The sequence below is a fragment of the Marinobacterium weihaiense genome, from assembly GCF_019061305.1.
Classification (GTDB): Bacteria; Pseudomonadota; Gammaproteobacteria; order Pseudomonadales; family Balneatricaceae; genus Marinobacterium; species Marinobacterium weihaiense.
In genome coordinates, this window is the sequence record NZ_JAHQZT010000022.1 from 1 (window position 1) to 12,849 (window position 12,849).

The following is a 12,849-nucleotide window of genomic DNA, read 5'->3' on the forward strand; positions in this document are numbered from 1 at the left end:
GCTGTGCGCATCGGCAAGCGATTTGGCTTCGCCGCCAGTTGCTGTTGCAACTGGTCACCCCGATTAGCGATCAAAATTTTATTAAACATGGGAGGCCTCCGTGTCGAGATCGCCTGCATGCGTTGCGCGCATCGGCATGCGATTTGGCTTCGCCGCCAGTTGCTGTTGCAACTGGTCACCACGGTTGGCGATCAGAATTTTATTAAACATGACTTATTCCTCGATCCAGTTCGGTGTGCGCTTGCCCAGGAAGGCGCTGAGTCCTTCCTGGCCTTCTTCACTGACACGGATATCGGCAATGCGGTGAGCCGTGTCATCGATGACCGACGGGTCAATGGGTTTCTGGCTGACGGCAAAGATCAGTGCCTTGGCCGCATTCATCGCTTGGGGGCTGTTGCGGCGCAGGGTGTTGACGAAACGCTGACAGGCTTCGTCCAGCAGATCCGCATGGGGTACCACCTCGTGCACCAGACCGGCTTCGGCCGCGATTTTGGCGCTGAAAGGCTCGGCGGTGAGGAAGTAGCGCCGCGACAGGCGTTCACCGAGGGCGCGCACCACATACGGGCTGATCACGGCGGGAATCAGGCCGATCTTCACTTCGCTCAGGCAGAACTGGCTCTGTTCGGTGGCGATGACGATATCGCAGCAGGCGGCCAGGCCCACGGCACCGCCATAGGCCGCACCCTGGATAAGACCGATGGTGGGCTTGCTGTGGTTGTTCAGCACCTCCATCAGACGGGCCAGCTGAGCGGCATCTTCCAAGTTTTCCTGATGGCTGTTCTGCGCCATCCGCTTCATCCAGCCCAGATCCGCACCAGCCGAAAAGTTGCGGCCGTTGGAGCGCAGTACCAGCACGCGCACATCCGGATTGCGGTCGGTGGCCTCCAGTGCCTCGATCAATGCGGCGATGAGGCGGTCATCAAAGGCGTTGTGTACCTCCGGCCGGTTCAGCGTTAGCCTGGCCACGCCTTCGGCGGAGATCTCCAACAGCAGGGTATTATTGTTATTGTCCATAGCGCTTTCCTTATACCTGTGTTTGCAAACGCTGGCTTACATGCGGAAGACGCCGAAGCGGGTGTCGTCAATCGGCTTGTTCAGCGCGGCGGACAGGCCCATACCGATCACGTCGCGTGTCTGCGCTGGATCGATGACGCCATCATCCCAGAGGCGTGCACTGGCGTAGTAGGGGTGTCCCTGGTGTTCATAGGTATCGATGATCGGCTGCTTGAATGCGGATTCATCCTCGGCCGACCAGTCTTCGCCCTTGCGCTCCAGGCCATCGCGCTTGACCGTTGCCAGCACGCCAGCGGCCTGTTCACCGCCCATCACCGAGATGCGCGCATTGGGCCACATCCATAGGAAGTTGGGGCTGTAGGCGCGGCCACACATGCCGTAGTTACCGGCGCCGAAGCTGCCGCCGATAAGTACCGTCAACTTGGGCACATTGGCACAGGCCACGGCGGTCACCATCTTGGCACCGTGCTTGGCGATACCTTCGGACTCGGCTTTTTGGCCGACCATGAAACCGGTGATGTTCTGCAGGAACAGCAGCGGGATCTTGCGTTGGCAGCACAGCTCAATGAAGTGGGCGCCTTTTTGCGCTGAATCCCCGAACAGGATGCCGTTGTTGGCGACGATACCCACCGGGTAGCCGTGGATATGGGCGAAGCCGGTCACCAGGGTGGTGCCGTAGTACTTCTTGAATTCGTCAAACTCCGAGCCGTCAACGATGCGCGCGATCACTTCACGCACGTCAAACGGCTTGCGCAGATCGGTGCCGACAATGCCGTACAGCTCCTCGGCGGAGTAAAGCGGGGCTTCGGGCTTGCGCAGGTTAAGGTCATTGATCTGCTTGCGGTGATTCAGGTTCTTCACGCAGTCACGCGCGATCTGCAAGGCGTGCTGGTCGTTTTCGGCGTAATGATCGGCCACCCCCGAGGTTTTGCAGTGCACATCCGCACCGCCCAGATCCTCGGCGCTGACCACTTCACCGGTGGCGGCCTTCACCAGCGGCGGGCCGGCCAGGAAGATGGTGCCCTGGTTACGCACGATGATCGATTCATCCGCCATGGCCGGTACATAGGCACCACCGGCCGTACACAGGCCCATGACCACGGCAATTTGCGGAATGCCTTTCGACGACATACGCGCCTGATTGAAGAAGATGCGGCCGAAGTGGTCGCGGTCGGGGAATACATCATCCTGACGCGGCAGATTAGCGCCGCCGGAGTCCACCAGGTAGATGCAGGGCAGGTGGTTCTGCTCGGCGATCTCCTGGGCACGCAAGTGCTTCTTGACGGTAATCGGGAAGTAGGTGCCACCCTTAACGGTGGCGTCATTGGCGATGATCATGCATTCCACGCCGCTGACGCGGCCAATGCCGGTGATGATACCGGCGGCCGGAACCACCTCTTCATAGACGTTGTAGGCCGCCATCTGGGAAAGTTCCAGAAAGGGTGAGCCGGCATCGATCAGGGTGTTGATGCGGTCCCGAGGCAGCAGTTTGCCTCTCGAAACGTGTCGTTCCTGGTACTGGGGGCCGCCGCCCTGTTCGATCTGGGCAACCTTGTCACGCAGATCGCCCACGGCCGCTTCCATGGCGCTGTGGTTGGCACGGAATTCATCCGCGCGCGGGTTTACCTTGCTCTGCAGTTGAGTCATCGAAAGGCTCCTCGCTGCACCGGGCAGTCGGCTGCCCGGGAGGGTTCAGTTATTGTTATTTGTTGAGGAACAGCTCACGGCCGATCAGCATGCGACGGATTTCAGAGGTGCCGGCGCCGATCTCGTAGAGCTTGGCGTCACGCAGCAGGCGCCCGGTGGGGAACTCGTTGATGTAGCCGTTGCCGCCCAGCAGCTGGATGGCATCAAGTGCCACCTTGGTGGCCATTTCGGCGGAGTAGAGAATCGCGCCGGCGGCATCCTTGCGGGTGGTTTCGCCGCGGTCGGCGGCCATGGCCACCATGTAAACGTAGGATTTGGCGGCATTCATCTGGGTATACATGTCAGCGACCTTGCCCTGCACCAGCTCGAACTCGCCGATGGACTGGCCGAACTGCTTGCGGTCGCGGATATAGGGCACCACGATGTCCATGGCCGCCTGCATGATACCCAGCGGGCCGCCGGCGAGCACCAGGCGTTCGTAGTCCAGGCCGCTCATCAGCACCTGTACGCCACCGTTCAGTTCGCCCAGAATGTTCTCCTTGGGCACGATGGCATCCTGAAACACCAGTTCACAAGTGTTGGAGCCGCGCATGCCGAGCTTGTCCAGTTTCTGCGCCTGAGTGAATCCCGGGGTGTCGCGTTCGACGATGAAGGCGGTAATTCCCTTGGGACCCGCGCTTTGGTCGGTCTTGGCGTAGATCACATAGACGTGGGCGTCCGGGCCGTTGGTGATCCACATCTTGTTGCCATTGAGGACATAGTGGTCGCCGGCATCACGTGCACTGAGTTTCATGGAGACCACGTCGGAGCCTGCATTGGGCTCAGACATGGCCAGGGCGCCGATGTGCTCGCCGCTGATCAGCTTGGGCAGGTATTTGGCACGTTGCTCATCGGTGCCGTTGCGGTGTATCTGGTTCACGCACAGGTTGGAGTGTGCGCCGTAGGAAAGGCCCACGGAGGCCGAGGCGCGGCTGATCTCTTCCATGGCGATGACGTGCGCCAGGTAGCCCATTTCCACGCCGCCCCAGGCTTCCTTGACGGTAATGCCCAGCAGGCCCATGTCGCCGAACTTACGCCAGAGATCATTCGGGAAGGCATTTTCATGATCAATCGCCTCCGCGCGGGGTGCGATTTCCTGTGCGGCAAAGCTGTTGATCTGCTCGCGCAGCATGTCCAGGGTGTCGCCCAGTCCGAAGTTCAGTTCAGAGTATGCAGAGATCATCTAGTCCACCTTTTGTTGTTATTGTGCCGGGGGCCCGTGGGCGCCTACTCGACAGTCATCTTCTTCTGTTCCAGTTCTTGCAGTGCTTCCAGACAGCGCGCCTCGGCGCTGTCCAGTTCCAGTTGCACCATGGCAATGTCTTTCAGCTGCTGTTCAAGCTCGGCACGTTTGCCGTTGATGGTCTTGAGCAGCAATTGCAGCTGCTTTTCGCTGCCGCTGAGGGTCTCATCCCAGAGATCGAAGAGTTCGCGGGTTTCCGCCAGAGAAAATCCCAGGCGCTTGCCGCGCAGTATCAGCTTCAGTCGTACCCTGTCCTTGCTGCTGTAGATACGCGTCTGTCCACGGCGCGAGGGGTGCAGCAGGCCCTGGTCTTCATAGAAGCGGATGCTGCGGGTGGTGATATCGAACTCGGCCGCCAGTTCGCTGATGGAAAAGGTCTTGCTCATCGGGATGTTTAATCCTGTGTCATCGTTTAAATCGAGGCTAAAACAAGTTTACGTTAACGTAAAGTGCTGATTGTGTTTTTTATGACCACTTTTGCATGGGGGTTGCCCGCTCCAACTGATTGAATTTGTTGGTTTTAAGACGGTTTTATATATCAAATGTCAATAGGTGTTAGACCAAAGTAGTAATTGTATTCCCCTAAGGTAAATTGCTAGTTTTCTTCCGTGCCTTCCGTGAAGGTAAAAATTCGACGCCCAGTGCGAAAAGCCAGCATAAAAACAACAAGAGGCTTGGTTTACACATGAGTGCAGACTACGTTCTCGAAACCCGTAACCTTGTTAAAGCGTTCAAGGGTTTCACCGCGGTCGACGACGTCAACCTGCAAGTGACGCGCGGCCATATCCATGCTTTGATCGGCCCCAACGGCGCCGGCAAGACAACCGTTTTCAACCTGCTGACCAAGTTTCTGACGCCGACATCCGGCCAGATCCTGTTCAACGGCAGCGATATCACATCCATGAAGCCGGCGGCCATCGCCCGTGCCGGCGTCGTGCGCTCCTTTCAGATTTCCGCCGTGTTTCCGCACTTGAGCGTGCTGGAGAACGTGCGTATCGCCCTGCAGCGCAAGGAGGGCAACAGCTTCCATTTCTGGCGCTCGCAGAAGGTGCTCGACAAGCTCAATGATCGCGCGGTAGAGCTGTTGGACTCAGTGGGTCTGGCAGAATTCGCCGATGCTCAGACGGTCGACCTGTCCTACGGTCGCAAGCGTGCGCTGGAAATCGCCACCACGCTGGCGCTCGAACCTGAACTGATGTTGCTGGACGAGCCGACCCAGGGCATGGGGCATGAGGATGTGGGCCTGGTGGCAGACCTGATCAAGAAGGTCTCCAAGGGACGCACCATCCTGATGGTAGAGCACAACCTCCATGTCGTGTCCAAACTCGCTGACCGCATCACGGTATTGCAGCGCGGGGCCATCCTCACCGAAGGCGACTATGCCACCGTCTCCTCCGATCCACGCGTGCGAGAAGCCTATATGGGGACCGCCGCCAGTGAGGAGCAGGACCGGATCAACGAGGAAGCGGCAGCCGCCACGGCACGCAAGGAGGAAGTGGAAGCATGAGCACGCATCGGGAAAAGCTGCGCATCGACGATCTGCATGCCTTCTACGGCGAATCACATATCCTGCACGGCATCGACATGCACGTGATGCAGGGCGAGCTGGTCACGCTGCTGGGCCGTAACGGCTCGGGACGCAGTACCACGCTCAGGGCCATCATGAACATGGTCGGACGCCGCTCCGGATCGATCAATATCAACGGTACCGAAACCATCAACATGCCGGCGCACAAGATTGCCCACCTGGGGTTGGGGTATTGCCCGGAAGAGCGGGGCATCTTCTCCAGTCTCAACGTGGAAGAGAACCTGCTGTTGCCACCGTCGGTGCGCTCGGATGGCATGAGCGTGGAAGAACTGTACGAGATGTTCCCCAACCTTTATGAGCGCCGCTACAGCCAGGGCACCCGGCTGTCCGGGGGGGAGCAGCAGATGCTGGCGCTGGCCCGCATTCTGCGCTCGGGCGCCAACATTCTGCTGCTGGATGAAATTACCGAAGGGCTGGCGCCCGTGATTGTCCAGAAGCTGGGCGAGGTGCTGGTCAAGCTCAAGGAGCGTGGCCTCACCATTCTGCTGGTGGAACAGAACTTCCGCTTTGCCGGCCCGATTGCCGACCGCCATTACGTGATGGAGCACGGTCATATCGTCGAGGAGATCCATGCCCATGAGCTGGAAGCCAAGACGGAGCTCCTGAATACCTATCTGGGTGTCTGACGCCCGAGTGTGAGAAATAACAATAAAAATGCTCGACAGGAGAGTACTGATGAAAATGATGAAAAAAACCCTGCTGGCCGCGTCTGTTGCCGCGATTGCATCCTCTGCCGCCATGGCCAATGTGTCCGATGGTAAAGTGAAAATCGGTGTGCTGGCGGACATGGGGGGTGTATACGCCGACATCTGTGGCCAAGGCTGTGTGACGGCCACACAGATGGCGGTTGAGGACTTTGGGGGTGAAGTGTTGGGCATGCCGATCGAAGTCGTCAGCGCCGATGATCAGCTCAAGCCGGATGTCGGCTCCGCCATCGTGCGCAAGTGGGTTGAGAACGAGCAGGTGGACGCTGTGGGCGGCCTGGTTTCCTCGGCTGTGGTGGGTGCGGCCACCAAGGTGCTGACCGATGCCAAGAAGATTGCCCTGATCTCCACTGCGGCATCCAACGCCTTCACCACCAAGGCCTGCTCGCCTTATAACGTACACTGGACCTACAACGTAGCGGCGCTGGCCAACGGTACGGTGAAACCGATGGTGGAAGCGGGCAAGAAAAAGTGGTTCTTCATTACCGCCGACTATGCCTTTGGTCATGCCCTGGAAGGGGTGGCATCCAAGGTGATCAACGATAATGGTGGTGAAGTTGTGGGGGTTGCCCGTGCGCCGCTGAGTACGACCGACTTCTCCTCTTACATTCTGCAGGCGCAGTCATCTGGTGCGGATGTGGTTGCGCTGGCCAACGCCGGCAACGATACCGTCAACGCCCTGAAAGCAGCGGCCGAGTTTGGCCTGACCGACATGATGGATGTGGCCGGCCTGCTGGTCTTCACCCCCAATGCTCAGGCCATGGATGCCAACGTGGCTGGCGGCATGCGCACCACCACCGGTTTTTACTGGGACTATGATGACAAGACCCGCGAGTGGAGCGAACGCTTCATGGCGCGCCACGGTTCCATTCCGGCCATGGGTCATGCCGGTGCCTACTCCATGACCATGCACTACCTCAAGGCGATCGAGGCGGCCGGTACTGACGACTCCGATGCCGTCATCAAGAAGATGAAGGAGATGAAACCGGACGACTTCTTCTCGCGCAACGCAACCCTCCGTGCCGACGGCCGCATGGTCCATGACATGTACTATGTCGAGATCAAGAAGCCGGATGAGCGCCGTGACAGCAACGACATCATGAGAGTCGTCAGTGTCATCCCGGGTGATCAGGCCTACGCGCCCATGCTGCCCGAGTGCAACTTCAAATAACAAAAACAACAGGCGTTAAACCGCTGCGCATGTCCGCCTCTGCCTCTCTTGGCAGAGGTCTGGACAGGTGTTGCCGAGCGGCAGCCGCAGCGGCGGGAACGGGACAAGGCTATGGTGACTTTTCTTGGTATCAACCTTTTCGGTCTGTTCGGTCAGCTGCTGGTCGGGCTGATCAACGGATCTTTCTACGCGCTGCTCAGTCTGGGGCTGGCGATCATTTTCGGTCTGCTCAAGATCATCAACTTTGCACAGGGTGCCATGTATATGCTCGGCGCGTTTGCCGCCTGGCTGGCGCTGCAGTACATGGGCATCAACTACTGGGCGGCATTGATCATCGTGCCGCTGGCGGTGGGCCTGGTGGGGGTGTTGATGGAACGCTTCCTCATCCGCCCGATCGCCAATGAAGACCACCTGTACAGTCTGCTGCTGACTTTCGGCTTTGCGCTGATGCTGCAGGGGATCTTTACCCACATGTACGGTTCCTCCGGGCTGTCCTACAGTATTCCGGAAGCCCTTCGCGGCGGTACCAAACTGCCGTTCATGTATCTACCGGATTACCGCGCCTGGATCATCTGCGCCTCAGTGGTGGTGTGCGGCCTGACCTGGTGGATGATCGAGAAAACCAAGCTGGGGGCCTACCTGCGCGCGGGGACCGAAAATCCGCAGCTGATGCAGGCGTTCGGCATCAATGTTCCCCTGATCGTGACCCTTACGTTCGGCTTCGGGGTGGGGTTGGCCGGTCTGGCAGGCGTCATGGCAGCGCCGATCTATTCGGTCTCGCCGGACATGGGCTCCAACCTGTTGATCGTGGTGTTTGCCATTGTCGTGATCGGCGGCATGGGGTCCATCGGCGGCGCCATTTTGACCGGTCTGGGCATGGGGGTCATCGAAGGCCTGACCAAGTATTTCTATCCGGAAGCCTCCAATACGGTGATCTTTCTGGTGATGGTAATTGTCCTGCTGCTGAAGCCCGCAGGCTTGTTCGGCAAGGAAGCCTGAGGGGGTAATCATGAAAATCAACAAGTTCTATGTCGTCATGTTGCTGCTGGCCCTGGTGGCACCGTTTTTCCTCTACCCGGTGTTCCTGGCCAAGCTGCTCTGCTTCGCACTCTTTGCCTGTGCTTTCAATCTGATGCTGGGCTATGTGGGGCTGCTGTCCTTCGGTCACGCTGCCTTTCTGGGCACGGGGGGCTACATCACCGGCTGGCTGATGATGAATTCGGGCATTACGCCGGAGTTGGCCATTCTGCTGGGAACAGTGGTATCCGGCGCCCTGGGCGCACTGTACGGCAAGCTGTCAGTCAAGCGTGAGGGGATCTACTTTGCGATGGTGACGCTGGCCCTGTCCCAGCTGGTGTTCTTCATCTACCTGCAGGCGCCGTTCACCGGCGGTGAAGATGGCATGCAGGGGGTACCGCGCGGTCATCTGTTGGGTCTGATCGATCTGTCGGACAACATGAACATGTACTATTTCGTGCTGGCGATCTTCCTGTTCGGTTTCTGGCTGATTCATCGCACCATTCACTCGCCGTTTGGCCAGGTCCTCAAGGCCATTCGCGAGAATGAGCCGCGTGCGACATCGCTGGGCTACAACGTCAATGACTACAAATGGGTCGCGTTCACCATTTCCGCTGCACTGGCGGGCCTGGCCGGTTCCACCAAGACGCTGGTATTCCAGCTGGCATCACTGACCGATGTGCACTGGCACATGTCCGGTGAGGTGGTACTGATGACGCTGGTCGGCGGCGTGGGTACCATCTTCGGCCCGGTGGTCGGTGCCGGTGTCATCGTGACCATGCAAAACTACCTGTCCGGCGGTGAGCTGGGCAACTACATCCACATCATCATGGGCTTCATCTTCGTGGTCTGTGTACTGGCTTTTCGCAGCGGAATCGTGGGCGAATTCCAGAAGGTGTGGAAACGCAATTTCGGCTGAGGAGATGCGTCGAGCCTTTCGCCTGCCGGTGATGCCCCCGGCGGGCGTTTTTTGTTTTGCGCTGAACCGCTTGGCCGCCTGCACCGTATGGGCTAGGATTCGCGCTCAGCGCATCACTAATGGTCGGCATTCATAAGGAGTCATAATGGCGTATCGCGGGGTCGAAAACTTTAGTCACAATCAGCAGGACCGCACTGGCGTGCTGATTACCAACCTCGGCACGCCCGACGCTCCCACGCCTTCGGCACTGCGGCGCTATCTCAAGGAGTTTCTCTGGGACCCGCGCGTGGTAGAAGTGCCGCGCCCCATTTGGTGGTGCATTCTCAACGGCATCATCCTTAACATTCGCCCGCGTCGCTCGGCCGCTGCCTATAAGGAAGTGTGGACCGAGGCGGGTTCTCCGCTGCTGCTGCACACCCGCGATCAGGCTGATCGTCTGCGCGAGCGTCTGCAAGCGGAATATGGCGAGCACCTGGTGGTGGAGTTCGCCATGCGTTATGGCAACCCGTCCATCGCCAGTGCTATTGATCGCATGCAGCAGGCCGGCGTGCGTCGGCTACTGGTCATGCCGATGTACCCGCAGTATTCGGGTGCGACCACGGCATCTACCTTTGATGCCGTGGCCGAAGATTTCCGCAAGCGTCGCTGGCTACCCGAGCTGCGCATGGTCAATCACTACCATGATTATCCGCCCTATATCGAAGCCCTGGCGGCTTCCATCGAACGTCACTGGCAGGCCAATGGACGAGCCGATCGCCTGCTGATGTCTTATCATGGTGTGCCCAAGCGTTACCTGCTGCAGGGCGATCCTTACTTCTGTGAATGCCACAAGACCAGTCGCCTGCTGGCCGAGCGTTTGGGTTTGAAAGAGGGAGAATGGATGACGACGTTCCAGTCCCGTTTCGGTCGCGAGGAATGGCTCAAACCCTACACGGATGAGACGCTGAAATCGTTGCCCAGTCAGGGTGTAAAATCGGTTCAAATCGTGTGCCCCGGATTCTCGGCTGACTGCCTGGAAACCATTGAAGAAATTGGTCAGGAAAACTTCGAGTACTTCACCGAGGCTGGCGGTGATCGTTATGAATATATCCCGGCGCTGAATGCCGAGCCCGAGCATATTGATGCCATCGAGCAGCTGGTGCGACAGCATCTGCAGGGGTGGACGATCCCGGATGACCAGGACATGAATTTGCGCCAAAAGTTTGCGCAGGCTCAAGGTGCTGACAAATAAGGGGGCGATGATCGCTTCAGTTGCTTCAACCGTAAGAGTAAAGTCTTATCGGTTAACCCCCGACCAACGGATGGAGGGGGACAGGAGCCCCCGATGGATCTGGAACAGCTTTTAACATTTCTTCCTGATGCACTCTATGTCATCGATCCGGAGACGGCGAAGATCGTGGAGTGCAATCATCTTGCTTGCGAGTCGATGGGTCGTACTGCAGAGCAATTACGTACTCAAACCGTGCTTGACCTGCAGGATGATGTTCTGTGCCTTAGTCATTGGCGCAGCATCGCCGATACCATTCGTAAGCAACAACCCTATCTGTTTATCGGCCATCACAAACGACCGGACGGCAGCCGTTTCCCGGTTGAAGTCAGCACCCGCGTGCAATGGCATCGGGGGCGTGAGTTGTTTGTATCCATTGTCCGTGACATCAGTTCACGGGTAGAGAAGCTGACAGCCTGCTGTAGCGATACGCTTGAGCACTGGCAGGGGCTGCATGATACCGCCGATGGCTGCTGGAGCTGGCAGCCTCAGGCCCGTACGCTCTACTTCAGTCCCAACCTGAAGCGCATGCTGGGGTACGGGCCGGACGAGATGGAGCCGCACCTGCAAACCTGGACCGACAGCATTCATACCGAGGATGCCCCGCTGGTACTCAGTGTGCTCAAGGAGCACCTCAAGGGCACACGCCACCTGTACGAGGCGGAATATCGGTTGCGCAATCGCAACGGCCACTATCTGTGGGTGCGGGACCGTGGTCAGGTGCGGGAGCGGGACGCAGAAGGGCGCCCCACCCGTGTGGTAGGGATGGTGCACAACATTACTGATCTTAAACTGCAGGAGCAGGACCTGCAGCACAAGGCCGACTTCGATCTGCTCACAGGCCTTTTCAACCGCCGCCGTGGAGAGGTGCTGGCCGAGCAGATGATTGCGCTGATGCGACGTCAGAACCGGCCGCTGGGGTTTGCATTGCTGGATATCGATCACTTCAAGCGTATCAACGATGTATACGGGCATCTGTCCGGGGACGAGGTATTAAGGAAGGTGGCACGGTTTATTGCCGACTTTGTCCGTACCACCGATCTGGTGTTCCGCTGGGGCGGTGAAGAGTTTGTGTTGATGTGTCCTGACACGTCCCTGTCTGGAATGGATATCCTGATGCAGAAGCTCAGGGTGGGTGTTGAGTACCTGCGGTTCAGTAATGAGATGAGTGACCTGAAGGTAACGATGAGCATCGGAGTATCGGGTTTCCCGGGGGACGCAGGCGATATGCAGACTCTGATGGCGCGGGCTGATTCTGCGCTCTACAGCGCCAAATACAGTGGCCGCAACCAGGTGGTGTTTTACGGCGGCTGCAAATCAGCTTGTGTAGGATGATTGACCGAGACGGATGGCACGGTACTCGCTGGGCGAAATGCCCATCACTTTGCGGAATATGCGTGAGAAATAGTAGGCATCTTCATAGCCGACGGCCCAGGCGATCTCCTTGATGCCCTTGTTGGTAACGTCGAGCAGGTGGCAGGCGCGCTCGATCTTGAGCTGAATGAAGTGGTTGATCGGCGTAGTACCGGTCAATGCCTTGTATTTCTTGATGAAGTGAAACTTCGACAGACTAACTGCGTTGGCCAGGGTCTCCACATCCAGTTGCTCATGCAGCCGAGCCTGCATCAGGCTGTGTACCTTCTCCAGATCCATCGCCTCATCCTGCTGCAGCCGTGCCAGCGGTCTCAAAAGCGCAATATGTGACAGTAACTGTCGCAGTTGATTGGCGCTGTGCAGATAGGATTCCAGATGATGGCGCGCCTGTCGGGTATCCAGCAGGGCCTCGAAATCCGCCACCAGGCGGGAATGGATGCCCAGATGCAGCAGCGGCAGCTGCGGGTCCATATTGAGCTGATCGACAAAGGCCTGGCTCAGCGAGCCGTCAAAGTGGATCCAGTAGATGCTCCAGGGATCTTTCTGCTCCGTCCAGTAATGGTGGGGGGTGCCGCGCGGCAGTACCAGCAGATCACCGGCCTTGATCACCCGCCGTTTTTGACTCTCTCCAAAGGTGACGCGACCGCTGCCTTCCAGGCAATAGATCAGCAGAAAGTCGTCATGCCGTTCCCGGCGCATCTCGTGGCCACGGGCCAGCTGGTAATAGCCAATGCCCAGCGGATACAGCTGTTCGCTCAGCGGATGTGATGCCAGCTGCGTCACCATGCGGCGCGGCAGTACAAAGCGGATACTCTCTGGCGGTAATGGCCAGCGCGACGGCGTACTCATCGGTGTGATTAGACCTT

The 12,849-nt window shown here is 58.4% G+C and carries 13 protein-coding genes; 7 read left to right on the top strand and 6 right to left on the bottom strand.

Going from position 1 to position 12,849, the window contains the following annotated elements; all coding sequences use genetic code 11:
- Nucleotides 1-81: 81 nt before the first annotated feature.
- The 5 genes from KTN04_RS17110 to KTN04_RS13625 are packed head-to-tail and all read right to left on the bottom strand — an operon-like array spanning nucleotide 82 to nucleotide 4,329.
- Nucleotides 82-210, bottom strand: coding sequence for a hypothetical protein (locus tag KTN04_RS17110; protein ID WP_256449091.1), 129 nt, complete (start codon nucleotides 208-210; stop codon nucleotides 82-84).
- Between the two features lie 3 nt (nucleotides 211-213).
- A complete protein-coding gene (locus KTN04_RS13610) occupies nucleotides 214-1,014 on the bottom strand; it encodes an enoyl-CoA hydratase/isomerase family protein (protein WP_217335786.1) in 801 nt (266 codons plus the stop codon).
- Nucleotides 1,015-1,050: 36 nt separating this feature from the next.
- On the bottom strand, nucleotides 1,051-2,661 hold the full coding sequence (locus KTN04_RS13615; RefSeq protein WP_217335787.1) for a carboxyl transferase domain-containing protein: 1,611 nt from the start codon (nucleotides 2,659-2,661) through the stop codon (nucleotides 1,051-1,053).
- A 55-nt stretch (nucleotides 2,662-2,716) separates the two neighbouring features.
- Nucleotides 2,717-3,883 (bottom strand): isovaleryl-CoA dehydrogenase, encoded by a 1,167-nt coding sequence (locus KTN04_RS13620; RefSeq protein ID WP_217335788.1) that lies wholly within the window; start codon nucleotides 3,881-3,883, stop codon nucleotides 2,717-2,719.
- Nucleotides 3,884-3,927: 44 nt separating this feature from the next.
- Nucleotides 3,928-4,329 (bottom strand): MerR family transcriptional regulator, encoded by a 402-nt coding sequence (locus KTN04_RS13625; RefSeq protein WP_217335789.1) that lies wholly within the window; start codon nucleotides 4,327-4,329, stop codon nucleotides 3,928-3,930.
- 299 nt (nucleotides 4,330-4,628) lie between these two features.
- On the opposite strand from KTN04_RS13625, the gene KTN04_RS13630 reads away from it, so the two are divergent.
- From KTN04_RS13630 to KTN04_RS13660, 7 genes are all read left to right on the top strand, one after another.
- A complete protein-coding gene (locus KTN04_RS13630; RefSeq protein ID WP_217335790.1) occupies nucleotides 4,629-5,450 on the top strand; it encodes an ABC transporter ATP-binding protein in 822 nt (273 codons plus the stop codon).
- Complete coding sequence (locus KTN04_RS13635; protein ID WP_217335791.1) at nucleotides 5,447-6,157, top strand: ABC transporter ATP-binding protein; 711 nt, start codon at nucleotides 5,447-5,449, stop codon at nucleotides 6,155-6,157. The genes KTN04_RS13630 and KTN04_RS13635 overlap by 4 nt, the downstream gene beginning before the upstream one ends.
- Nucleotides 6,158-6,206: 49 nt before the next feature.
- The gene (locus tag KTN04_RS13640) at nucleotides 6,207-7,406 is read left to right on the top strand and encodes an ABC transporter substrate-binding protein (RefSeq protein ID WP_217335792.1); all 1,200 of its coding nucleotides are present in this window, start codon (nucleotides 6,207-6,209) and stop codon (nucleotides 7,404-7,406) included.
- Between the two features lie 111 nt (nucleotides 7,407-7,517).
- Complete coding sequence (locus KTN04_RS13645; protein WP_217335793.1) at nucleotides 7,518-8,405, top strand: branched-chain amino acid ABC transporter permease; 888 nt, start codon at nucleotides 7,518-7,520, stop codon at nucleotides 8,403-8,405.
- 10 nt (nucleotides 8,406-8,415) lie between these two features.
- The gene (locus tag KTN04_RS13650; protein WP_217335794.1) at nucleotides 8,416-9,342 is read left to right on the top strand and encodes a branched-chain amino acid ABC transporter permease; all 927 of its coding nucleotides are present in this window, start codon (nucleotides 8,416-8,418) and stop codon (nucleotides 9,340-9,342) included.
- 145 nt (nucleotides 9,343-9,487) lie between these two features.
- Nucleotides 9,488-10,573: a ferrochelatase gene (gene hemH, locus KTN04_RS13655; protein WP_217335795.1), complete on the top strand. Its 1,086-nt coding sequence runs from the start codon at nucleotides 9,488-9,490 to the stop codon at nucleotides 10,571-10,573.
- A gap of 93 nt (nucleotides 10,574-10,666) precedes the next feature.
- On the top strand, nucleotides 10,667-11,944 hold the full coding sequence (locus KTN04_RS13660; RefSeq protein WP_217335796.1) for a sensor domain-containing diguanylate cyclase: 1,278 nt from the start codon (nucleotides 10,667-10,669) through the stop codon (nucleotides 11,942-11,944).
- On the opposite strand, the gene KTN04_RS13665 is transcribed toward KTN04_RS13660, so the two are convergent.
- On the bottom strand, nucleotides 11,927-12,832 hold the full coding sequence (locus KTN04_RS13665; protein WP_217335797.1) for an AraC family transcriptional regulator: 906 nt from the start codon (nucleotides 12,830-12,832) through the stop codon (nucleotides 11,927-11,929). The two genes, KTN04_RS13660 and KTN04_RS13665, sit on opposite strands and share 18 nt — an antisense overlap.
- Nucleotides 12,833-12,849 lie beyond the last annotated feature (17 nt).